This window comes from Massilia arenae (assembly GCF_008014745.1).
GTDB classification, from domain to species: domain Bacteria; phylum Pseudomonadota; class Gammaproteobacteria; order Burkholderiales; family Burkholderiaceae_D; genus Telluria; species Telluria arenae.
On record NZ_VPFD01000023.1, the window covers coordinates 1 to 22,426 of the forward strand.

A 22,426-nucleotide genomic window follows, 5' to 3' on the forward strand; every position below is an offset into this window, starting at 1 on the left:
CGGCCCGGGCGCGGCTGCGGGCGCGACCGACGGCGACGCCCTGCCTGGCGGCGTGGCCGCCCTCGGCGCGCCGGACGGCGTGGCCGCTCCGGCCCGTCCGGGCGCCGTGGTCCCGCTGCTGGAGAACTACGACCTGCCCCCGAGCGGTTCGGCGGTGGACGTCATGGTCGATCACCTGAAAGTCCTGGCCGGCAAGGAGCCCGAGCGCGTTGCCGAAGTCGTCAAACAATGGGTACAGAAAAAACATGGCCGACCAGAATAATTTTGAGGACGACGACGCCGTCGTCCTGACGCCGGTCGAACAGGCCGCGATCGTGTTGCTGTCGATCGGCGAGGAACAGGCGGCCGCCGTGCTGCGCTGCCTCGAGCGCGACGAATTGATGGAACTGACCCAGGTCATGTCGCGCATGAGCGGCATCAAGGTCGACGCCGTCAAGTCGGCGCTCCAGTCCTTCTTCGACGACTACCGCCAGCAGAGCGGCCTGCACGGCGCCTCGCGCAGCTACCTCAAGCGCTCGCTCGACCTGGCGCTGGGCAGCGACATCGCCAATAGCGTGCTCAACACGATCTATGGCGATGCGATCCGCCCGATGATGGCGCGCCTGCAGTACGCCTCGCCGCGCTGGCTGGCCGAATTCGTCTCGAGCGAGCACGTGCAGATGCAGGCCGTGTTCCTGGCCTTCCTGCCGCCGGCGCTGGCCTCCCAGATCCTGGAGGCGCTGCCGGTCGAGGGTCGCGAATTGGTATTGCTGAACATGGCGCGTCTCGACGAGATCGACCGCGACGTGCTGCACGAACTCGAAGAACTGGTCAATCGCTGCCTGGCCGCGCTGGATACCCAAAGCGCCAGCGTGGAAGGCGTGCGCCAGGTCGCCGACATCCTCAACCGCCTGCAGGACAACCGCGCCGGCATGGTCGAACTGCTGCGCGCCCACGATCCCGAGGTGGTCACGCAGATCGAGATGTCGATGTACGACTTCTTCATCCTGTCGCGCCAGACCGAACAGGTCATCACGCGCCTGCTCGACGACGTGCCGCTGGAACAGTGGGCGATCGCGCTCAAGGGCGCCGAGGCGCCGCTGCGCGACGCCATCCTGGCCGCGATGCCGCGCCGCCAGGCCCAGAGCTTCGAAGACCTGATGCGCCGTTCGGGCCCGGTCCCGATGTCGCGCATCGAGCAGACCCGCCGCGAGATCATGGCCACCGTCAAGGAACTGGCCGACGCCGGCGAGATCGACATCCAGCTGTTTGCCGAGGCGACCGCGGAATGAAGCAGTTCAGGTCCTATCACTTCCCGCCGCTGCACCAGTTCAGCGCGGCGCGCCCGGCTGGCTCGAACGGCACGGGCTCGCAGGAAGAATGGCAGAGCGCGCTGGCCGACGGCTACCGCCAAGGCCAGCGCGAGGGCTATGAGGCCGGCCTCGACCAGGGCCGCGCCGAAGGCTATCCGCGCGGCGAGGCCGAGGGCCGCGAGCGCGGGATGGAAGAAGGCCGCGCCGCGGCGCTGGCGCGCTTCGACGAACTGGCGCGCCCGGTCGAGGCCATGCTCGAGGGCCTGAGCCAGCTGAAGGCCGACCTGCGCGCAGCCCAGCGCAACGAAGTCGTCGAACTGGTCGGCAAGATCGCGCGCCAGGTGATCCGCGCCGAACTGGCGCTGCAGCCGGTGCAGCTGCTGGCCCTGGTGGAAGAAGCGCTGGCCGTGATGCCGCCTTCGCGCGACGAAGTCGAGGTCTTCCTCAACCCCGAGGAACTGCGCCGCGTGCAGGAACTCGATCCCAAGCGCGCGCGCACCTGGACCCTGCTGCCCGACCCTGCCCTGGAGCCGGGCGAATGCCGCGTGCGTGCGGGCGACAATGAAGTCGACGCCGGCTGCCAGGGCCGCCTGGCGGCGGTGATGGAGCAGGTCCACGACCAGCTCATGACGGAGGAGCCGACGGCATGATGGCCCTGGCCGACAGCTTGCGTGCGGTCGACATCGGCGCGGTGCCGGTGGCGACGCCGACCGGACGCCTGGTGGGCGCCCAGGGACTCCTGCTGGAGTCCGTAGGCTGCCGCCTGCACACCGGCCAGCGCTGCCGCATCGAGACCGTCGACGGCGAATGGCTCGACGCCCAGGTGGTGGGCTTTCGCGACAAGGTGTCGTACCTGATGCCGTTCAAGAAGGCGGCCGGCCTGGCCACCGGTGCGCGCGTGCTGCCCACGCCCGACAAGAGCGACCTGATGATCGGTCCGTCCTGGCTGGGCCGCATGGTCAATGGCCTGGGCGAGCCGATCGATGGCCTGGGCCGCCTTGGCGGCGACCAGCCGCTGTCGACCACCCCGCCGCGCGTCAATCCCCTGAGGAAGGCGCCGGTCGAGGAACCGCTCGACGTCGGCGTGCGCGCCATCAATGCCATGCTCACCATCGGCAAGGGCCAGCGCGTCGGCCTGATGGCCGGCTCCGGGGTCGGCAAGTCGGTGCTGCTGGGCCTGATCACGCGCCAGACCGTGGCCGACGTGATCGTGGTCGGCCTGATCGGCGAGCGTAACCGCGAGGTGCGCGAATTTGTCGAGCGCTCGCTCGGCCCCGATGGCCTGAAACGCGCCGTGCTGGTGGTGGCGCCGGCCGACGAAAGCCCGCTGATGCGCGTGATGGCGACCGAGATGTGCCATGCGGTCGCCGCCCACTTCCGCGACCGCGGCCTGAACGTGCTGCTGCTGTGCGATTCGCTGACCCGCTACGCGATGGCGCTGCGCGAAGTCGCGCTGTCGCTGGGCGAGCCGCCGGCCACGCGCGGCTATCCGCCGTCGGTGTTTTCCAACCTGCCGCAGCTGGTGGAGTCGGCCGGCAATGGCGAGCACCCGCAAGGCAGCATGAGCGCCATTTACACGGTGCTGGCCGAGGGCGACGACCAGCAGGATCCGGTGGTCGATTCGGCGCGCGCGATCCTCGACGGCCACATCGTGCTGACCCGCGAGCTGGCCGAGCGCGGCCACTACCCGGCGATCGACGTCGCCCAGTCGATCTCGCGCTGCATGGCCCAGGTGGTGCCGCAGGAACACGCGCTGGCCGCGCGCAAGCTGAAAGCCGCGCTGGCGCGCCATGCGCGCGTGCGCGACCTGATCCCGCTCGGCGCCTATGTGCCGGGCGCCGATCCCGAGACCGACCGCGCGGTGCAGCTGCAGCCGCAGATCGAAGCCTTCCTGTGCCAGGGCACGCGCGAAGAAGCCCCGATGGGCGACTGCATCGCCTCCCTGACCGCGATGATGGCATGAGGACCGCACCATGAAACGACAGAACACCATCCGCAGCCTCGACACCCTGGTGCAGCTGCGCGGGGTCCAGGTCGACCGCCTGCAGGCCGACCTGGCCGGTCAGGAAGCGACCCGGGTGCGCTACCAGGTCAACCTCGAGCGCCTGGCCCTGCTGGCCGAAGGCAGCGGGGCGTCGGGCGCCAAGCTGGCGCTGAATCCGGCGCTGGCCTTGAATTGCGGCGCCTACAAGCAGGGCGTGCTGGCGCTGGCCGACAGCCACCGGGTCGACCTGTCGCTGCACGAAGCGAATATGGCGGTGGCGCAGGGCCGCCTGAAGGATGCCTGGGTGCGGCGCGAGCTGCTGGGCAAGGTGCTGGTGCGCGAGCAGGATGCGCACGCGGCGGAACAGGAACGCGCCACCAGGAAGCGCGAAGACGATATTGCCACCCAATCGTGGATGGCGGGACGGGCGGCTTGACCGCTGAATGAGAACCGGGAGAACAACATGGCATCAGTGATTACCGCACCTACCTACGATCCGATTACCACGGCAACAGCGCTGGCGGAAAAATACGTTGGCGCGCGGCGCGAACAGCTGGCGTCCCAGACCCGGATCGCCGCAGCGACCGAGCGTAGCCTGACCGACCTCGGATCGGCGATTTCGTCGTTCCAGACCAGCCTGGCGGCACTGACCGGGACGGGCAAGGCTTTGTACACCCAGACCGCCACCTTCAGCGACACCGCAATCGGTTCCGGCACCGCCAAGGCGAACGCGACGGCCGGCACCTACAGCTTCTTCGTGCAGCAGCTCGCCACCTCCAGTCAGGTGGCGTTTTCCGGCCTGACGGACGACCGTGGCGTTGGCGGCGAGCTCATCGTCAAGATGGGCACCGAATCGTTCGCAGTCGATCTGAAAAAGGCCGATACCGACAATGACGGCATCCTGAGCACGCGCGAGCTCGCCGCGGCGATCAATGCCGCTCCAGACAATGCATCCAGGCTTACCGCTTCGATCATCACCACTGGCGCAACGTCCGAACTCGTGCTTACAGCGAAAGGAACCGGCGCCAACACCGAAATCTCGCTCGACACGGCCGGCGTCACGGTTGCCGCCGGCGACCCCGATGCCCCCCCTCCGGCCTCCAGCCTGGTCACTGCCAACGGATCGATGCGTAGGCTGGTACGGGCGCAGGACGCGATCATCCAGATTGGCGCCGGGGGCGCTGCGGACAGTACGTCGATTCAGCAGGCCAGCAACACGTTTACCAATATCGACGGCGTGACGATGACGTTTGTCAAAGCGCAAGCTGCGGGAGACGCGCCGGTCACGATCACGGTCGGGCCGAACGATACCGCGACCACGGCCAATGTCCGTGCATTTGTCGACGCCTACAACAAGCTCACCACCAGCCTGGCGAAGCTGACCTATTCGGGGAACCCTGCAAGCGGCGCCGCCGCAGGCGTGTTTGCCAATGACGGCGGCGTGCGCGCCCTGCAGGACCGGCTGGTCAACCTGGTGCGCCCGGTCGGGGGCGCCAGCCTTGCTTCGTTCGGCATTGTCGCCGCCAAGGATGGCACTCTCGAGCTGAACAGCGACCGCCTGCTGAGCCAGCTCGCGACTTCTCCCAACGGACTGGACAAGCTCATAGGCAGCACCTCGGCCGCCGGCGCCAGCGGCATCGCGAGCGAGCTCGACAAATACCTCAAGGTCTGGAGCGATTCCGCAAATGGCCAGATCGGCAAGCGCAAGTCCGCGACCCAGGACCTGCAGTCCAAACTCGGCGAACGCGAAGCGCTGATCGACCAGCAATTCGACGCCGCCTATCAACGCTATCTGGGGCAATTCACCCAACTGCAAAACATGCAGAACATCATGAACAGCAACGTATCACTGTTCGACGCCCTGTTCGGCAACGACAAAGACTGAAGAGAACCGCCATGTCCTACCAAGAAGCCTACGGCAGCTACCACGCCGTCAACCTGGACGCACAAACCGCGCGCGCCTCGCCGGTCGAGCTGGTGCTGCTGCTCACCGACGGGCTGCTCGACGAACTGGCGCGCGTCCGCGCCCACATCGAGGCACGACGCTACGAACAGAAGGCCGCCGGCATCGACAAATGCCTCGAGATCATCAATGGGCTGTCGAGTTCGCTCGACTTCGAGAGCGGCGGCGAGACTGTGGCCAACCTGGCGCGCATCTACGATTTTTGCGCGACCCGGTTGAACGGCGCCGGCATCAAGCTCGATCCAAGCATGGTCGACGAGGTGATTCAGGTGCTGACCACCATCCGCCAGGGATGGAAAGGTGTTCAGGAACGCAATGGATAGGAGTGTTGCCATCGAGCGCCTGGCCGCGCGACTGCGGGATGCAGCGGCATGTGCCGACTGGGACCTGCTGGAGCGCGCCGTGCGTGAGCTCGGCCCGCAGGTACGGACGCTGGCCGAACGCGGCGCCTGGGGCGCGCGCGAGCGCGCTGCCCTGGCCGGCCTGCGCGCGGCCCACGACGGAGCCGCGAGCGCGGCCGCCTCGGCTAGCGCACAGCTGGAAGCGCAGATGGGCGAGATGCGCGACAACAAGGAAGGCTGGATGGCCTATGCCCTCGCGGGCGAACTCGAATCAGGTAGCACCACACGATGAATTTCTCCATGAATAGCGCGATGAATGCCATCATCGCCGTCGGCAATGCTTCCGCCAAGGTCACCGCCAATGGCGCGCCGGCCGATTCAGCCCAAGTTCCCGAAGGCGTGGTCCTTCCGGGCGCCGGCCCCGCCCTCCTCCGGCCGGCGCTCCCGGTGCTGCCGTTCCAGCACTGGATCGGCGCCGATGGCGCGTTGCCGCAGCTCGATGCCGCCGCGCCGGTCGACGGCGCCGCGCCCGAGTCCAGCCCGGAACCGCTGGAGGACGAACAGGCGGACGAGACCCTGGCCGCGGAACAGGCGGTGGCGATCGATGCCGTGCTGGCCGCGATGACGCCGCAGGCCTCGCCGGCCGCGCTGCCGGCCATGATGCTGGCGATGTCGGGCGCCAAGCCGGGCGCCGCCAACGACGGCGCTGCGCCAGCCGCGCTGGCCGCCGTGACGGATGCGGCCGCGGCGCCCGAGGGCCAGCCGGTCGCCGCGACCAGCGCCGCGCCTGACGTTCCCGTCCTGCCGCTGCCGGTGGCGGCGGCCGTCCCGCGCGTGGATGCCGCGGCCCAGCCGCTGCCGGTAACGCCGGCCTCGGCCCCGGCCGCAGCTGCGACGCCGGGCGCAAACACAGCCGCAGACGCAGCCGCAAACACGGCCACGAGCGCGGCCGTGGATGGCGCGCCGCTGGACAGCTCCGACAGCGCGCCCACCATCGGCGCCGCCGGCGTCGCTCCCGGCCAGCCGGCCGCCGCGCGCGGCGCCGCCAGCGCGGTGCTGGCCGGTCCGCCGACCGCCTGGCGCCAGACCCTGCACGAAGCGCTGGGCGAGCGGCTCCAGCTGCAAGTCGGGCGCGGCGTCGAGCAGGCGACCATCCGCCTCGAGCCGCCCATGCTGGGCCGGATCGACATCTCGGTACGCCACAGCGGCGGCAACCTCGAAGTACATATCGCCGCCACCAATACCGAGGTGCTGCGCCAGCTGAACACGGTCAGCGACAGCCTGCGCAACGACCTGGCCGGACGCCAGTACAGCAATGTCTCGGTCAATGTGAGCGAGGCCCCGCGCGCCCAGGCGAGCGCCCAGGCCGGCAACCAGCCGTCCGGCCAGCCGGGCGCCGACGCCCAGGGCCGCGGCCGCCAGCAAGAGCAAGAAGAACAGCGCCAGCGCACGCCCGGCCTGGCCCTGAACGATGCCGGCGACGCCGGTTCCCTGTTTTCGATGAATGACCGCGACTAGACCATGAAAGCAAAACTGATCATTGCATTTGCCGGCGTCGCTGTAGCGGCGGCCGCCGCCGCGGGCGGCGCCATGTGGTACATGAAGCCGGCCCCGGCCAACGGCGCCGTCGCCAGGCCGGCGCCGGAAAAGAAACCGACCAAGTACGTCACCCTGGACAAGGTGATCGTCATGCTGCGCCGCGCGCCGAACGAGCAGGCCGCGCACTACCTGTCGGTCGACCTGGTGCTGGCCACCACCCCGGCCGAAGAAAAGGAAGCAAAGGAGCAGTTGCCGCTGCTGCGCAGCATCGCCGTGTCGGCGCTGTCTTCGCGCACCCTGGCCGAAGCGTCCGCCATGACGGTCGACCAGTACGCGGACGAGCTGAACAAGGTATTCAACGCCAACTATGAAAAGGAAAACCACGTCAAGCCGTTTTCCGAAGTCATGGTCGGCAAACTGATCATCGAGTGACGCGCACACCCCTGGTGACCACGTGGCCTATATGACCGACTACCTCGACGCTGGCGCCGGCGCCGCATTTGCCGAGTATGGCGAGGCGCAGGCCGCCGCCGGCATGAGCGCCCAGGAAGAGGGGCGCCACCTGCTGGCCTATGCGCCGCTGGTCAAGCGCATCGCGCGCCAGCTCGGCAGCCAGGTCTCGGGAGCGCTGGGGCGCGAGGACATGGAACAGATCGGGCTGATGGGCCTGCTCGAGGCGCTGCGCCGCTACGGCCAGCCCGATACCGGGTTTTCCAGCTATGCGGCGCTGCGCGTGCGCGGCGCCATCCTGGACGAGCTGCGGCGCCAGGACTGGCGCCCGCGCGCCGTGCGCCAGGACAGCCACCGCCAGCGCGACGCCCTGCGCGCGCTGACCCGCAGCCTGGGCCGCGAGCCGAACGAGAAGGAAGCGGCAGAGGCGCTCGGCTTGAGCCCGGAAGAATATCAACAGTATCTGCTCGACGACAGCGCCGAGGAAATGCTGAGCTTCGACGAAGTCTTGCAGGACGCGGTCGCCGAAGCCCACCATACCCCCGGTCCCGAAGAACAGTTCATGGTGCGGCGCAGCCTGGAGCAGGCGCTGTCCGCCCTCAACGAGAAGGAGCAGCGCGTGATCCAGATGATCTACGAGTTCGAACTGAGCTACAAGGAAATCGCCGCCGTGCTCGACCTGTCCGACGCCCGCGTCTGCCAGCTCAACAAGAGTGCGCTGGCCAAGATGAAGGCCGCGCTGCAGCGCGACTGAACCGAATAACAGAGAAAAGCCAGAAAGGCCTTACGTCATGCAGCAACTACTCGGAATCGCCATCGTGCTCGGCGCCGTCTTCGGCGGATTCACGATGATGGGCGGAACCTTCTCCGCGATCTTCCACCCGATCGAGATCCTGATCATCGGCGGCGCCGCCTTCGGCGCCCTGGTGCTCGGCAATCCGCGCCACGTGCTGGCCGAGATGGGCCACCAGCTCAAGAAGGTGGCGGCGCGCAAGAAGCACGACTCGGAATTCCAGCGCCAGCTGCTGCTCTTGATGTACGAACTGCTGCAGACCGCCGCCGGCGGCCTGAAAGCGCTCGACGCCCACGTCGAGGCGCCCGCCGAAAGCCCGCTGTTCCAGCGCTATCCGCTGATCCTGGAAGAGCCGAAGCTGCTGGCCTTCATCGTCGACAACTTCCGCCTGATGGCCATGGGCAAGATCAACGCCCATGAACTCGAAGGCGTGCTGGAGCAGGAACTGGAAGCCATCCACGAAGAGCTGACCCAGCCCTCGAAGTCGCTGCAGAAGATCGCCGAGGCGATGCCGGGCTTCGGCATCCTGGCCGCGGTGCTGGGCATCGTGATGGCCATGTTCTCGGTCTCGGGCGGCGCCGATTCGGGCGAGATCGCCGAGAAGGTGGGCGCGGCCATGGTCGGCACCTTCATCGGCATCTTCTTCTGCTACGGCGTGCTGGAGCCGCTGGCCAACCTGATGAAGCAGACGGTCAACTCGGACGCCTCGACCATGGAAACGGTGAAGGTCGTGCTGTGCACCCACGTGGCCGGCAAGCCCGCCCTGCTGGCGATCGACGCCGGACGGCGCCTGATCCAACTGAACACCAAGCCCAGCTTTGCCCAGCTCGAACAGTGGATCAACGCCATGGGCGGCGAGGACGAATCGCAGAACAAGCGGCGCCGCGGCGGCGACCGCATGACGGGGTAACACGTGTCGAAGACCAACGACAAGCACGAATCGACCATCGTCAAGCGCGGCGGCGGCAAGCACCAGCACGACGAGCACGGCGGGGCCTGGAAGGTCGCGTTCGCCGACTTCTGCCTGGCGCTGATGGCCCTGTTCCTGGTGCTGTGGCTGATCGCCGCGCGCGAGCAGCAGAACCTGAAGGCGATCGTGCAGGACGCCACCGACAGCGGCATGCTCGAGGGCCAGGGCCAGAAGCCGGCCATCGCCAGCGAGCCGAGCGGCAGTCTGATCGAACGCTTCGAAGTGCCGCGCACCGGCAATGCCGGCACCAGCAATCCGGGCAGCCCGAGCGCACCGCGCACCGCCTACGAGACGCCGTCCGACCTGGCGGCCCTGTCGAAGGCCCTGACCGAGCTGTCGGTGAGCGCCGGACTGGCCTCGAACCTGGCGACCGTGGTCACGCCCTACGGCTTGCGCGTGATGCTGCACGACACCGACAAGCAGGGCATGTTCATGCGCGGCAGCGCGCTGCCCACCGGTCGCTTCGCGCGCCTGCTGCAGAAGATGGGGCCGCTGTTCGCCCAGATGCGCAACCAGATGCTGATCATCGGCCATACCGATTCCAGCCGCTACGCCGGTCCCGATACCGGCGGCTACTCGAACTGGGCGCTGTCGACCGACCGCGCGCTGGCCGCGCGCGCGCAACTGCTTACCGGCGGCATGCAGAGCACGACCATACTCCAGGTGGTCGGCATGGCCGACCGCGGCCCGCTGCACCCGGAAGAGCCGCTCGACGGCATGAACCGCCGCATCGAACTCCTGATCCTGACCAGCGCCCAGTCGCGCGCGGTGGCGAATATGTTCGGCGCTCCGAGCGGCCAGGGCACGGCGCTGGGCAGCGGCGCGACGGTCACCATGCCGGATGCGACGGCACTGGAAGAACTGCGCGGCCAGCTGCCGAAAACGCCATGACGATCCAAGCAAAATCCCGAGGTAACCGCATGAAAATCACCGGCTCGCCCGTCTCCACCGTCACCATCGGCGCCCAGGCCGCGCCGGCGCCGGTCCAGGCCGAAGCGCCGGCCGCCCCGGCCGCCGCCCTGCAATCCGAGGTCCTGAAACCGGCCGCCGACGCCTTGCGCGCAATGCCCGACTTCGACGCCGCCCGCGTGGCCGAGCTGCGCGATGCGCTGGCGCGCGGCGAACTGCCGTTCGATCCGGGCCGCCTGGCCGGCCTGATCCAGAAATTCCACGGAGGTCGCTGATGGCTACCCTGACCCGCCAGCAGGCCAATACGCTACTGCTCGAAGGCGTCCAGCGCGACCTGGGCGAAGCCACCACCATCCATACGCTGCTGGAGAAACAGTTCGAAGCCGCGGTGCGCCACCGCAGCGCCGAGCTGACCGCGCTGGCCGATGGCCTGGCGCCCCTGCTGGAAAGCATGGAAGCGCGCCGCCAGCAGCGCCTGCAACTGGTGCGCGCCCTGCTGGGCCCGGATGCCACGATGGCGCACTACAGCGCCAGCCTGGACACGGCGGCGCGCGCAACCTTCGACGCCGCCTGGACCGAGCTGGAAACCATCGTGCGCGCCTGCAAGGAAGCGACCACCCGCAACAGCCAGTTGCTGGCAGAGCAGTATTCGGTCATGCAGCGCGTGCTGCACGGCGAGGACGAAGTCTATGCGCCACGCTGATTTTTCGATCGCTGCCACGGCGCCGACCGCGGCCACCGCCGCTACCGCCGCTACCGCCTCCACCCGCCCGACCGCCGGCCTCGGCGGCGATGGCAGCTTCGGGCGCGTGTTCAACGAGCTGCAGGGCGAAGTGACTGCCTACATCCAGCATGGCGACGCCGATGGCGGCGCTGCCAGCAGCCTCTCGGCCGAAGGCGCGCTGGTGCGCCTGCGCGCACGCGGCTTGATCATGGGAGAAGACGAGCAGGTGGACGGCGCCGCCGCCAGCGGCGGCGCGGCGGCCAACACGCCCGAGCAACAGGCCTTTTTGGATAGCATCGCGCCCTGGGCGCGCCAGGCCGCCGATCGCCTGGGCGTGGCGCCCGAGCTGGTCCAGGCCCATGCGGCGCTCGAATCGGGCTGGGGCCAGCGTCCGCTGCGCACCGCCGACGGCGCGAGCAGCCACAACCTGTTCGGGATCAAGGCCGGCGCCAGCTGGCAAGGCGCGACCGGCGACTCGACCACCACCGAATACATCAATGGCGCGGCGCTCAAGACGCGCGAACGGTTCCGCGCCTACCCGGACGCGGCCAGCGCCTTCCAGGACTACGCCCGCGTACTGACCGACAATCCGCGCTACCGCGCCGCCCTGAATACCGGCAACGACGCCCAGGCCTTCGCCCAGGGCCTGGCGCGCGGCGGCTATGCGACCGATCCCGGCTACGCGGCCAAGCTGGCCCGCATCGCGGGCAGCCTGCAGGGGACCGGCGAGTGAAGGCTTATTCGCCCAGCGGCATGTCGAGCGGCTGCACGGCGCCGGCGTCCAGCACCCGCATGCGCACGACCTGCCCGCTGGCGTTGTTCTTGACCCGCACCACGGCGCCGCGCGCGCCGGCGTCGAGCGCCTCGCCCGCCATGCTGACCTCGATGCCGTCCTGGCGCGCCGTCATGACCACTGCGTCGCCGCGCTTGACGACGATTGGCGCCACCAGCTGGCTGGCGCGCAAGACCTCGCCCGCGCGCAGGCTGCGCCGGCTTGACTGGCCCACGGCTTCATCGAGCATGCCGATCGGGTCGCGCACATTGGTGATGTCGCGCCGCTCGAGCGCGACGTCGGCTTCGGAAAGTTCGCGGTTGGCCGCCACCGGGGCCGCCGTCACCGCCACGAGCGCCGAGACCCGCGCGCGCACCACGAAGTCATGGCGCCAGCCCTTGCCGTCCGGGCAGCGCGCGACGAAACGCATGCGCGCCGGCTGGCGCGTATCGATCGCCTCGATGCTGGCCTCGCCCTTGCATACCGGCGCCGGCCGGCTGCTGGCCACCGTCAGGTCGAACTGCGGATCGCCCAGCCCGATCGCGTCGGCGCCCCGCTCGAGCTGCGCGCGCGCGGCGTCTTCTATCTGTACGGAAAGAGTTTGCGCCGACGATGCTGTGGCGCACAACAGACAGGTTACAATACTAAGAGTTGCCTTACGGAAAGCAATCATTGGACAATACGGGTCAGGCGAAAAGACCCATTCTAACCAAACTCACTGCAGTCCACCGGAGAATCGCCATGTCGATTAATTTCAAGGAAGCCCTCGGCGTCAGCGCCGACGCGCTACAACTGCGCGCCGAACGCACCCGTGTGCTGGCCGCGAACATCGCCAACGAGAGCACGCCGGGCTACACCGCGCGCGACATGGATTTCGCCAGCGTGATGCAGGCTCGGATGGATGCCGAGGATGGCGCCCCGACCCTGTCCGAGGATGGCCCCCTGTACCGCGTACCGTTTCACCCGAGCGCCGACGGCAATACCGTCGAGATCGGCGTCGAGCAGGCGGCGTTCTCGCAGAACGCCTCCGATTTCCAGACCAGCCTGACCTTCATCAATATGAAGCTGCGCGGCCTGAACAAAGCCATCACTGGCCAATAAGGAGCGCTGAATGGGTTTCAAAGACATTTCCCTGATCGCCGGCTCGGCCATGGCGGCCCAGACCGTGCGCATGAACACGATCGCCAGCAACCTGGCCAATGCAAATGCCTCGGCCACCACGGAAGCCGAGGCCTACCGCGCAAGGAAGCCCGTGTTTGCGGCCATGCTCGACGGCGAAGGCGTGGCCAAGGTGCAGGTGCTGGACGTGGTGCAATCGAGCGAGCCGCTGCGCCGCATGCACGAGCCTGATAATCCTTTGGCCGACGCCGACGGCATGGTGTATTACGCCAACGTGAATGAAGTGGCCGAAATGGCCGATATGATGGCCGCCTCGCGCGCCTTTGAAACGAACGTCGAGGTCATGGGCCGCATCAAGTCGATGCAGCAGTCCCTGATCCGCATGGGAGAAAGCTGATCATGGTTACATCCACCAATGGCTTCGGCTTCAACAGCAATTACAGCAATACCAGCGACCGTCCGGCCGGCGTGCCGATGAGCGAGAACAAGGACATGTTCACCAAGCTGCTGGTGGCCCAGATCCGCAACCAGGATCCGCTGGCGCCATCCGATCCGGCCACCTTCGTGAACCAGCTGTCGCAGCTGTCGCAGACCGAGGCGCTGGAAAACATGACCCAGACCACCGCCGCCAGCGCCGCCATGCTGCAAAGCCTGCAGGTGCTGACGATGGGCGGCCAGGTCGGCAGCCTGGTCTCGGTCGAGACCAAGAGCGTGCAACTGGACGATACGCCGATCACCGGCAGCGTGCAGCTGGAAGGCGCCAGCACCCTCACCCATGTCGTGCTGAAGGACATCGCAGGCAAGGAGACCACGATCGAACTGCCGCCGCACGGCATCGGCGGCCAGGAATTCACGATCGATCCGGTCAAGCTCGGCCTGCCTCCCGGCAAGTACAGCATCGCCGCCAAGTCCTCGGACGAGACCGCGCCGGCGGTCGAGATCAAGGGCCGCCTGAACAATGTGCGCCTCGATTCGAGCGGCGGCATCCTGATGCATGTGGCCGGCGTCGGCGAAGTCGAGCCGGGCTGGATCACGGGCTTCCACGGTAAAGACAAATCCGCCGACCTGGCGTTCACCAACTAAACAAAGGATTCCCCATGAGCTTCAATATCGCCCTGTCGGGCATCCAGGCCATCAACGAGCAGCTGAACACCCTGTCGAACAATATCGCCAACGCCGGCACCTACGGCTTCAAGAGCAGCCGCGCCAACTTCTCGTCGGTGTATGCGGGTGAGCAGGCCAATGGCGTGCAGGTCGGCTCGCTGACCCAGAACATCGGCCAGAACGGCAGCCTGCAGACCACCGGCCGCGGCCTCGACGCCGCCATCCTCGGCCGCGGCTTCTTCACCAGTCGCGACGCCCAGGGCGTGGTCTCGTACTCGCGGGTCGGCATCTTCAACACCAATGCCGACGGCTTCCTGGTCGATGCCACCGGCAAGCGCGTGCAGGGTTATGGCCCGACCCAGAACGGCGTCATGGGCACCATGGGCGACATCGCTATCCCGACTGGCCAGATTCCGGCCCAGGCCAGCACCCGCGTAGCCTACACCGGCAATATGTCGGATGACTGGCAGACGCCGGCTGGCGCCTTCGATATGGCCGATGCCAATACCTACAATATGGTCAAGCAATCGGTCGCCTATGACTCGCTCGGCAACCAGCACACAATTTCGCAATACTTCGTCAAGGCTCCTCTGGGCGCGCCTCCTGCCCTACCAACCGTCAACGTCTACTACAGCGTCGACGGCGGCGCGACTGGTGCCGCGCACCCGCTGGGTTTTGACCTCAATGGCCAGATCAGCACCGGCATGACCAGCCCGAATATCCCCATCACGGCGCCGGGCGCGGCTGCCCTTGCCATCAATATCGACTACTCCAACACCACCAAGTTCGCCGGCGAAGCCACCACCACCACCAACCGCGCCGACGGCTATGCTTCGGGCACCTTCGTCGGCGTGGAACTGGCCGAGAACGGCTCGATCGTCGCGAAGTACAGCAACGAGCAGCAGCAGGTCGTGGGCACCGTGGCGATCGCCACCTTCCCCGACGAAGGCAGCCTGGTGCCGACCAGCGACACCACCTGGGTCGCCAACGCCAACTCGGGCGCGCCGCTGTACACCACCCCGGGCACCGGCCTGGCCGGCAAGCTGTCCAAGGGTTCGCTGGAAGGCTCGAACGTGGACATCACCTCGGAACTGGTCGGCCTGATGACCTCGCAGCGCAACTACCAGGCCAACTCGAAGGTGATCACCGCCGAGAACCAGATGATGCAGTCGCTGATGCAGGCGCTGTAAGCGGCATATGGACAAGTTCATCTTCACCGCCGTCAGCGGCGCCCAGCGCACCCTGCAAGCGCAGCAGGTGCGCGCCAACAACCTGGCCAATGCCGATACCCCGGGCTTTCGCGCCAATATCGAACTGGCGTCGGTACAGGCGCTGGCCGGCTACGGCTACGACGACGTGCACCTGTCGCGCACCGAGGCCGATGCCGTCTCGACCCGCAACGGCACGGTGCGCGACACCGGCCGCGCGCTGGACGTCGCCGTCAACGGCAACGGCTACCTGGCGGTGGAGTGGAACGAAGGCGAAGCCTATACCCGCGCCGGCGCGATCGCCATCGACGCCAACGGCGCGCTGTCGGTGGCGGGGCGGCCGCTGCTGGGCGAAGGCGGGCCGATCGTGCTGCCGCCGCACACCGCAGTCGACATCGCCAAGGACGGCACGATCTCGATCATGCCCGAAGGCGGCACCATCACCCAGATCATCGACCGCCTGCGCCTGGTCAGTGCCGAAGGCGGGCAGCTGGCCAAGAACGAGGCCGGCCTGATCGTGCCGCGCGACGGCGAACCGCTGGCGGCCGATCCGAACGTCACCGTGCGCGGCCGCGCGCTGGAAGGCAGCAATGTCTCGGCGGTGGAAGAAATGGTTGCCGTGATGAGCCTGAACCGCAGCTTCGAGATGCAGATGAAGATGTTCAAGGCCAGCGACAGCATGAACGAGTCGGGCAACCGGCTCCTCGGCGCATAAGCGTCGGCACACTCAACTAGGGAGCAACCATGAATCCAGCAATGTGGATCAGCAAGACCGGCGTGCAGGCGCAAGACGCCAAGCTGCAGGCGATCGCCAATAACCTGGCCAACGTCAACACCGTCGGCTTCAAGCGCGACCGCGTCGTGTTCGAAGATCTGTTCTACCAGGTCGACGCCCAGCCGGGCGCCCAGAACGCGGACAACACCGTCAACGGCGGCGTCCAGCTCGGCAACGGCGTGCGCGTGGTCGGCACCCAGAAGGCCTTCACCGACGGCAGCCTGCAGACCACCAGCCAGCCGCTCGACGTCGCCATCTCGGGCGCCGGCTTCCTGCAGGTGCTGCGTCCGAACGGCGAACCGGCCTACACCCGCGCCGGGCAGCTGAAGGTCGATCCGAACGGCACCCTGACCAATGCCCAGGGCCTGGCCATCGTGCCGCAGATCACGATTCCGCAAACCGCGCAGCGCGTGACCATCGGCGAAAACGGCGTGGTCTCGGTGACCTTCGCCAACCAGCCGAATCCGCAAGAGGTCGGCCAGATCAACCTGACCGGCTTCATCAACCCGACGGGCCTGCTGGCCCTGGGCGACAACCTGTTCCAGGAAACCGCCGCCAGCGGCGCGCCCAACGAAGGCCGTCCGGGCGACGACGCTTTCGGCCAGCTCAAGCAGGGTATGCTGGAAGGCTCGAACGTGCAGGTGGTCGAAGAAATGGTCGACATGATCGCCGCCCAGCGCACCTACGAGATGAACACCAAGGTGCTGTCGGCGGCCGACAATATGCTGCAATACCTGTCGCAGGCGGCGCGCTGATGAAACTGCCCGCCGCCCTGCTGTGCGTCCTGCTGCTGGCCGGCTGCGCCTCGCCGGCGCAGGTCGCCATGCGCGACGACGACGACGACCACATGCCGCTGCAGCGCATGACGCGCGGCGGCGTCTCGGGCGGCGTGTTTACCGCCGACACCGTCTCGCTGACCTCGGACAGCCGCGCCTACCGCGTGGGCGACGCCGTCACCGTGATCCTGCAAGAGACCACCCAGGCCAGCAAGCGCGCCGGCACCAGCATTTCCAAGGGCTCGTCGATCGGTATTTCCCCTCTCGCGGCGCTGGGCAAGGTCTACGACAAGGCCGCGATCGATATCAGCGCCGACCGCGATTTCCAGGGCGACGCCACCAGCACCCAGCAGAACGCCCTGTCCGGCTCGCTGACCGTGATCGTGCAGGAAGTGCTGCCCAACGGCCTGTTGCGCGTGGCCGGCGAAAAGAACCTGATGCTGAACCAGGGCGAGGAATTCGTGCGCCTGAAGGGCTTCGTGCGCGCGGCCGATGTCGACGCCGACAACCGCGTGTCGTCGCTGCGCGTGGCCAATGCCCGCATCGCCTATTCGGCGCGCGGCGCGCTGGCCGACGCCAACCAGCCGGGCTGGCTGACGCGCTTCTTCAACAGCCCCCTGATGCCGTTCTGAGGACAACCATGAAACTGCGCCGCATTGCTCCATTCATGCTCGCCGCCCTGCTCGGCTGCGCCGCCCTGCCCGTGCAGGCCGCGCAAGCCCTGCGCAACCTGGTCAGCGTCGAAGGCGTGCGCGAAAACCCACTGGTCGGCTATGGCCTGGTGGTCGGCCTGAACGGCTCGGGCGACTCGACCCAGGTCAAGTTCGCCAGCCAGTCGGTCGTCAATATGCTCAAGCAGTTCGGCGTGCGCCTGCCGGAAGGCCAGGACGCCAAGAACAAGAACGTGGCCGCCGTCATGGTCTCGGCCACCTTCCCGCCCGGCTACCGCCGCGGCCAGGCCATCGACGTCACGGTCTCGTCGCTGGGCGACGCCAAGAGCCTGCGCGGCGGCACCCTGCTGCTGACGCAACTGCGTGCGGCCGACAACGAAATCTACGCCCTGGCCCAGGGCAATGTGGTGGTCGGCGGCCTGAACGCCACCGGCCGCAGCGGCTCCTCGGTCACCGTCAATACCCCGACCGCCGGCCGGGTGCCGAATGGCGCCCTGATCGAGCGCGAGATCGCGACCGACTTCGCAACCCGCCCGCAAGTGATGCTGCGCCTGCGCCAACCGCATTTCGAGACCGCCACCAACGTGGTCAACGCGATCAACAAGCGCTACGGCCCGATCGCCACCACCCTCGACGGCACCAGCGTCGAAGTCATCGCACCCGAAAATCCAACCGAGCGCGTGGCCTTCGTGGCCAGCCTGAGCGCCATGAGCGTGGAAGCCGGGATCGAAGTGCCGAAGGTCGTGTTCAATTCGCGCACCGGCACCGTCGTCATCGCCGACGGCCTGCGCGTGAAGGCGGCCGCCGTGACCCATGGTTCGCTCAAGGTGATCATCTCGGAAAGCTCGCGCGTCAGCCAGCCTGCCCCGTTCGGGCGCGGCCAGACCGCGGTCACGCCGGAGTCGAAGCTGTCGGTCGACCAGGGCTCGGGCCAGATGTTCCGCTGGCCGCCGGGCGCGCGCCTGCAAACCATCATCGATACCGTCAACAGCCTGGGCGCCTCGCCCGACGACATCATGGCGATCCTGCAGGCCCTGGACCAGGCCGGCGCGATCGAAGGCGAACTGGTGGTGATCTGATGCGCATCGACGATATCCACAACGGCCTGCCGGTGGGCCTGCAAGGCGCCGCCATTGACGGCCCGGTCGCCCCCGCCGCGGGGCAGCCGGAACACGACCCGGCCTATGTGGCGAAAGCCACCCAGGCAGCGGTCGAGTTCGAGCGCTTCTTCATCAGCCACATGCTGCGCACGATGCGCGCCTCGACCCGCGAGATGGCCAGCGAGGACAGCGTGTTCAACAACCGCGTCAACCAGGACATGCAGGACATGGCCGACGACCTGGTGGCCGGCAATATGGCCGGCCAGCGCGCCTTTGGCATCGCCGACGCCATCCTGCGCCAGCTGGTGCCTGGCGCTATTACCGGCAAGCGCTGAGCGCTGCCGGAGCCAGGACAATCCGGTTACATAAAAAACTTAATAAACTGCAATAATCGGTCGCCCTACTAGGTTAACGCAGGTCGAGCCTGTCCAAGGACGAATTCCCACCATGACGATCATCAATAATGCCCTCTCCGGCGCCCTTGCTGCCCAGCTTGCCCTGTCAGCCAGCAGCCACAATATCGCCAACTTGCAAACCAAGGGCTATACCCGCCAGTCGGCGCTCCTGATGGCGGTGGGACCGGATGCCAGCGGCCGCTCGGCCGGCAACGGGGTCCAGGTGACCTCACTGCTGCGCTTCTCGGACAACTACAAGACCCAGGCCATGTGGCGCGCCAATTCGGAACAGGGTCTGTACTCGCAATCGCAGCCCTACCTGACCCAGTTGGAGAGCGTGATGGGCGACTCGTCGGCCAGCCTGTCGGCCGGCATCGACGACTTCTTCAAGGCCATCAATGCCGTGGCGGGCGACCCGGGTTCGACCCCGCTGCGCCAGCAAGTGCTGACTGCTGCCAGCCTGATGGGCGAGCGCTTCAACGGCCTGAACAACGTATTCAATTCGCAGCTGACCTCGGTGCGCCAGCAGCGCGGCGCGCTGGTCGACAGCGCCAATAGCGATATCGCCGCGATCGCGACCCTGAACAAGCAGATCATCGAGACCCAGGCTGGCGGCGTGTCGGCATCGAGCCTGATCGATGCGCGCGACCAGGCCATCGATGAGCTATCGAGCAAGATGGCACTGGAAGTCTCCAACAATCCGGACGGCAGCCGCGACGTGTCGCTCAAGAGCGGTCAGGCGCTGGTGATCGGCAGCATGAGCGGCAAACTCAAGGCGGCTGCGACCGCCGATTCGCCGCAGGCGTTCTCGATCACTTTCGCCAATTCCACCTTCGTACTCGATCCCAGCAAGATGGGCGGCCAGCTCGGCGGCCTGACGCAGTTCGAGCAGACCACCCTGCTGCCGCTGCAAGAGGATGTCGCTGACCTGGCCGAGGAAATCGCCACGCGCGTCAACAGCCAGCTGGCGACCGGCTTCACCGGCGAGCCGCATCCAACCCTTCCCGGCACGCCTTGGGCGCCGGGCAAGCCGCTGTTCGTCTACCCACTGGGTGACGGCGCGAGCATGCTCAAGACGGTCGCCGGCTTCAAGGCTGAGGACCTGGCCTTCTCGAGCGACGGCACGCCGGGCGACACCGGTAACCTGCAGGCGCTGGCCGCGCTCAAGACGAAGCCGATCACCCTGACGAACATCGGCGCCGTGCTGCTGAGCGACGCCGACACCCAACTGCTGGGCAAACTGGCCGTGGACAGCAAACTCAACAAGGCTGCCCTGAAGACCACAGACACCGTGCGCCTGCAGTCGATCAACGACTGGCAGTCGACCAGCGGCGTCAACGAGGACGAGGAAGCGGTCAAGCTGGTCGAATTCCAGCGCATGTACCAGGCGAACATGCAGGTGATCTCGATTGCCAACTCGCTGTTCGACGCCACCCTGGCAATGATGGGCTAAGGAGAAAAATATGCGTATCGCCTCGTCCCAATATCAGTCGACGATGAACCAGTCGCTCCAGGTGAACCAGGAGCGGGTCAGCTACATCATGCAACAGCTGGCAACCAACAAGCGCATCCTGTTGCCGTCAGACGACCCGGTCGACAGCGTGCGCCTGTCGCGCCTGGCGCGCGAAGAGTCCACAGTCCAGCAATACCGCGACAATATCGCCTCGCTCAAGTTGCGTCTGACGAAGTCGGAGGGCTATCTGAGCAATATGGTAAATGAAATGTTGCCGGGCCGCGACTTGCTGGTCTGGGCGTCGGATGGCAGCAATGCGCCAGACGACCTCAAGGCCATGGTGACCCCGCTCACTTCGCTGCGCGACAGTCTGTTCTACACCGCCAATACGATTGACCAGGAAGGCAACCACCTGTTCTCCGGCACCCTGACCAAGACCGCACCGATGGTCTTCGATCCTGTCGGCGATCCCGGCGAACGTTACAAGTTCGTGGGCAATACTGCGACCCAAGAAGTGGTGATCGGCAGCGGGCTGACCCAGCCTGCCAATGAGAACCTGGCTGGATTGGAAAAGCTGCTGAACCAGCTCGACGAGAGCATTCGCGTGCTGTCGGTGCCAGGCGTGTCGGCCAACGACCCCGCGGTGCGCGCCATCCTGAAGGCCAACCTGGACAGTTTCGACGCCGCCCAGGCCCTCGTCTCGGACAAGGTCGCCAACCTGGGGGGGCGCCAGAACATCATGAAGACGCTGGACGCCAATCACGCCAATATCAGCCTCTCGAACAAGATGGCGATCACCGACATAGGGCAGCTCGACGTGGGTCTGGCCGCCACTGAGCTCAACGGTTATTCTAGCGCCCTGCAGGCGACTTACAAGGCGTACGCGAAGATCGGCAACCTGTCGCTGTTCAATGCGATTTGAAACCCATGGAAGCATTGTCCAGACCAGCCAGCACCGGCGCGCCAGGCGCCAACGCTAGCAGCGCCGCGATCAGCGGCAACACCGGCGCCCAGAGCACCGTCGCCACAGGCCGCGCCCATGCCGTGCCGCCGGCGCTGTCCGACAGCCGCGCGGTCAGCCGCCCCCCGCCGAGCGCGGGCCCGCTGCGCCGCAGCCTCGGCCAGAACCCGAACCTGCAAAGCCAGGTGGCGCGCGCCCAGCAGGCGATCGACTACCTCGAACGCGTGGCCAGCCAGCTCGAGGCGCTCAAGTCCGACCTGAGCGCAAGGATTTCCGGCCGCGGCGCCGCCTCGCGCGAGCTCGAAGCGCGGACGCGTCAGCTCGCCGCGGCGCTCGAAGGGCGCCGCCAGCAGGCCGGCGACGGCATCGACGCCCAGCTCGACTTCGACGCCGAGGGCGCGCAGCAACGCTTCCGCATCCATGGCATGGACATCGCCTCGCTCAAGGCTGGCGGCAGCCAGACCCTTGGCTTCTCGGTCGGCAGCGCCGGTGGCCCGCAATTAGCGGCCACGATCGAACCGAACATGACGCCGGAAGAAATCGCGAGGCGCCTCGACCGCACCCTGGCCCCGGTCAAGGTGCGCGCCAACCTGGACCAGGACCGCGAACTGGTGTTTACTACCCGCGAATCCGGATACGCCCAGGTCAAGGATGCGATCGCTGTGACCGGCCGCGGACGGGTCGACACGGCCCCCCTGCCGGCCTCCCTCGCACCCGGGAACTGGGAGCTGGGCAACCCAGACGCCCTGCGCCAGGGGCTGCGCGAAGTGGTGCAGGCCCTGGCCCGCGTGCGGCGTTCGCAGGACGCCGCTTCGCTGGCCCTGAGCGTCGCCATGGCGCGCACTGCCCAGCCCGCGCTTCCGACGGCCGAACTGGCCATCATCGCCAACGACTTCACCGCCACTGCCGCCAGCCACGACTACGAGTCGCTGCTGGCCATCACCTCGGCCCTGGTCGGCGTCAGCCGCGACCGGGTGACGGCCCTGCTCGGCCTGCGCTGAATTGCGCCGGATGGCCGGGACTTGACCGTTCCGGCCACCGATACAATCGATGACTGTTCACGATCGCATTTTCATGCGATAAAGCAAGGGTAGCGACCTCCGGTTGCACGGCATTCCCAACCAGGA

General features: G+C 67.2%; 28 protein-coding genes and 1 pseudogene. 28 read left to right on the forward strand and 1 reads right to left on the reverse strand.

Going from position 1 to position 22,426, the window contains the following annotated elements:
- From FVD38_RS19065 to flgJ, 16 genes and pseudogenes are all read left to right on the forward strand, one after another.
- Positions 1-262: pseudogene (locus tag FVD38_RS19065) on the forward strand (flagellar basal-body MS-ring/collar protein FliF); the annotation flags it as partial.
- On the forward strand, positions 246-1,271 hold the full coding sequence (locus tag FVD38_RS19070) for a FliG C-terminal domain-containing protein (protein ID WP_147936283.1): 1,026 nt from the start codon (positions 246-248) through the stop codon (positions 1,269-1,271). The pseudogene FVD38_RS19065 and the gene FVD38_RS19070, both read left to right, overlap by 17 nt.
- Positions 1,268-1,942 carry a flagellar assembly protein FliH gene (gene fliH, locus FVD38_RS19075; protein ID WP_147936284.1) on the forward strand — a complete coding sequence of 225 codons (675 nt, stop codon included), beginning with the start codon at positions 1,268-1,270 and terminating at the stop codon, positions 1,940-1,942. Before FVD38_RS19070 ends, fliH begins: the two co-directional genes overlap by 4 nt.
- The gene (gene fliI, locus FVD38_RS19080; RefSeq protein WP_147936285.1) at positions 1,939-3,255 is read left to right on the forward strand and encodes a flagellar protein export ATPase FliI; all 1,317 of its coding nucleotides are present in this window, start codon (positions 1,939-1,941) and stop codon (positions 3,253-3,255) included. Before fliH ends, fliI begins: the two co-directional genes overlap by 4 nt.
- A gap of 10 nt (positions 3,256-3,265) precedes the next feature.
- Positions 3,266-3,712, forward strand: coding sequence for a flagellar FliJ family protein (locus tag FVD38_RS19085; RefSeq protein ID WP_147936286.1), 447 nt, complete (start codon positions 3,266-3,268; stop codon positions 3,710-3,712).
- Between the two features lie 27 nt (positions 3,713-3,739).
- Positions 3,740-5,161: a flagellar filament capping protein FliD gene (gene fliD, locus FVD38_RS19090; protein WP_147936287.1), complete on the forward strand. Its 1,422-nt coding sequence runs from the start codon at positions 3,740-3,742 to the stop codon at positions 5,159-5,161.
- Between the two features lie 11 nt (positions 5,162-5,172).
- Positions 5,173-5,562, forward strand: a complete 390-nt coding sequence (gene fliS / locus FVD38_RS19095) for a flagellar export chaperone FliS (protein WP_147936288.1) — start codon at positions 5,173-5,175, stop codon at positions 5,560-5,562.
- Positions 5,555-5,872 carry a hypothetical protein gene (locus FVD38_RS19100; RefSeq protein ID WP_147936289.1) on the forward strand — a complete coding sequence of 106 codons (318 nt, stop codon included), beginning with the start codon at positions 5,555-5,557 and terminating at the stop codon, positions 5,870-5,872. Before fliS ends, FVD38_RS19100 begins: the two co-directional genes overlap by 8 nt.
- An 8-nt stretch (positions 5,873-5,880) precedes the next feature.
- Entirely contained in the window at positions 5,881-7,098 is a 1,218-nt protein-coding gene (locus tag FVD38_RS19105) for a flagellar hook-length control protein FliK (RefSeq protein ID WP_187271648.1), read from the forward strand.
- A gap of 3 nt (positions 7,099-7,101) precedes the next feature.
- Positions 7,102-7,551 carry a flagellar basal body-associated FliL family protein gene (locus tag FVD38_RS19110; RefSeq protein ID WP_147936291.1) on the forward strand — a complete coding sequence of 150 codons (450 nt, stop codon included), beginning with the start codon at positions 7,102-7,104 and terminating at the stop codon, positions 7,549-7,551.
- Positions 7,552-7,582: 31 nt separating this feature from the next.
- Positions 7,583-8,323 carry a FliA/WhiG family RNA polymerase sigma factor gene (locus FVD38_RS19115; RefSeq protein WP_147936345.1) on the forward strand — a complete coding sequence of 247 codons (741 nt, stop codon included), beginning with the start codon at positions 7,583-7,585 and terminating at the stop codon, positions 8,321-8,323.
- A 37-nt stretch (positions 8,324-8,360) separates the two neighbouring features.
- Positions 8,361-9,272, forward strand: a complete 912-nt coding sequence (motA, locus tag FVD38_RS19120; protein WP_147936292.1) for a flagellar motor stator protein MotA — start codon at positions 8,361-8,363, stop codon at positions 9,270-9,272.
- Positions 9,273-9,275: 3 nt separating this feature from the next.
- Positions 9,276-10,223 (forward strand): flagellar motor protein MotB, encoded by a 948-nt coding sequence (locus tag FVD38_RS19125; protein ID WP_147936293.1) that lies wholly within the window; start codon positions 9,276-9,278, stop codon positions 10,221-10,223.
- 29 nt (positions 10,224-10,252) lie between these two features.
- Positions 10,253-10,516 (forward strand): flagellar biosynthesis anti-sigma factor FlgM, encoded by a 264-nt coding sequence (gene flgM, locus FVD38_RS19130; protein WP_229493843.1) that lies wholly within the window; start codon positions 10,253-10,255, stop codon positions 10,514-10,516.
- Complete coding sequence (gene flgN / locus FVD38_RS19135) at positions 10,516-10,944, forward strand: flagellar export chaperone FlgN (protein WP_147936295.1); 429 nt, start codon at positions 10,516-10,518, stop codon at positions 10,942-10,944. The genes flgM and flgN overlap by 1 nt, the downstream gene beginning before the upstream one ends.
- Entirely contained in the window at positions 10,931-11,698 is a 768-nt protein-coding gene (gene flgJ / locus FVD38_RS19140; protein WP_147936296.1) for a flagellar assembly peptidoglycan hydrolase FlgJ, read from the forward strand. The genes flgN and flgJ overlap by 14 nt, the downstream gene beginning before the upstream one ends.
- A 4-nt stretch (positions 11,699-11,702) precedes the next feature.
- On the opposite strand, the gene flgA is transcribed toward flgJ, so the two are convergent.
- Positions 11,703-12,365: a flagellar basal body P-ring formation chaperone FlgA gene (gene flgA, locus FVD38_RS19145; protein ID WP_229493834.1), complete on the reverse strand. Its 663-nt coding sequence runs from the start codon at positions 12,363-12,365 to the stop codon at positions 11,703-11,705.
- Between the two features lie 113 nt (positions 12,366-12,478).
- Between flgA and flgB the strand changes: the two genes are divergently transcribed.
- From flgB to FVD38_RS19205, 12 genes are all read left to right on the forward strand, one after another.
- Positions 12,479-12,838, forward strand: coding sequence for a flagellar basal body rod protein FlgB (flgB, locus tag FVD38_RS19150; RefSeq protein WP_147936298.1), 360 nt, complete (start codon positions 12,479-12,481; stop codon positions 12,836-12,838).
- Between the two features lie 10 nt (positions 12,839-12,848).
- Entirely contained in the window at positions 12,849-13,253 is a 405-nt protein-coding gene (flgC, locus tag FVD38_RS19155) for a flagellar basal body rod protein FlgC (protein ID WP_147936299.1), read from the forward strand.
- A 2-nt stretch (positions 13,254-13,255) separates the two neighbouring features.
- Positions 13,256-13,939 (forward strand): flagellar hook capping FlgD N-terminal domain-containing protein, encoded by a 684-nt coding sequence (locus tag FVD38_RS19160; RefSeq protein ID WP_147936300.1) that lies wholly within the window; start codon positions 13,256-13,258, stop codon positions 13,937-13,939.
- A gap of 14 nt (positions 13,940-13,953) precedes the next feature.
- Complete coding sequence (locus tag FVD38_RS19165) at positions 13,954-15,150, forward strand: flagellar hook protein FlgE (protein ID WP_147936301.1); 1,197 nt, start codon at positions 13,954-13,956, stop codon at positions 15,148-15,150.
- A 7-nt stretch (positions 15,151-15,157) separates the two neighbouring features.
- Positions 15,158-15,883, forward strand: a complete 726-nt coding sequence (locus tag FVD38_RS19170; RefSeq protein ID WP_147936302.1) for a flagellar basal body rod protein FlgF — start codon at positions 15,158-15,160, stop codon at positions 15,881-15,883.
- Between the two features lie 29 nt (positions 15,884-15,912).
- A complete protein-coding gene (gene flgG / locus FVD38_RS19175; RefSeq protein ID WP_187271649.1) occupies positions 15,913-16,698 on the forward strand; it encodes a flagellar basal-body rod protein FlgG in 786 nt (261 codons plus the stop codon).
- Positions 16,698-17,351 carry a flagellar basal body L-ring protein FlgH gene (gene flgH / locus FVD38_RS19180; RefSeq protein ID WP_147936303.1) on the forward strand — a complete coding sequence of 218 codons (654 nt, stop codon included), beginning with the start codon at positions 16,698-16,700 and terminating at the stop codon, positions 17,349-17,351. The genes flgG and flgH overlap by 1 nt, the downstream gene beginning before the upstream one ends.
- A gap of 8 nt (positions 17,352-17,359) precedes the next feature.
- On the forward strand, positions 17,360-18,469 hold the full coding sequence (locus FVD38_RS19185; RefSeq protein WP_147936304.1) for a flagellar basal body P-ring protein FlgI: 1,110 nt from the start codon (positions 17,360-17,362) through the stop codon (positions 18,467-18,469).
- Positions 18,469-18,825 carry a rod-binding protein gene (locus tag FVD38_RS19190; protein ID WP_147936305.1) on the forward strand — a complete coding sequence of 119 codons (357 nt, stop codon included), beginning with the start codon at positions 18,469-18,471 and terminating at the stop codon, positions 18,823-18,825. Before FVD38_RS19185 ends, FVD38_RS19190 begins: the two co-directional genes overlap by 1 nt.
- A gap of 112 nt (positions 18,826-18,937) precedes the next feature.
- Positions 18,938-20,338 (forward strand): flagellar hook-associated protein FlgK, encoded by a 1,401-nt coding sequence (gene flgK, locus FVD38_RS19195; RefSeq protein ID WP_147936306.1) that lies wholly within the window; start codon positions 18,938-18,940, stop codon positions 20,336-20,338.
- A gap of 10 nt (positions 20,339-20,348) precedes the next feature.
- On the forward strand, positions 20,349-21,260 hold the full coding sequence (gene flgL, locus FVD38_RS19200) for a flagellar hook-associated protein FlgL (protein ID WP_147936307.1): 912 nt from the start codon (positions 20,349-20,351) through the stop codon (positions 21,258-21,260).
- A 5-nt stretch (positions 21,261-21,265) separates the two neighbouring features.
- Positions 21,266-22,300, forward strand: a complete 1,035-nt coding sequence (locus tag FVD38_RS19205) for a hypothetical protein (protein ID WP_147936308.1) — start codon at positions 21,266-21,268, stop codon at positions 22,298-22,300.
- The last annotated feature ends 126 nt before the right edge of the window (positions 22,301-22,426 follow it).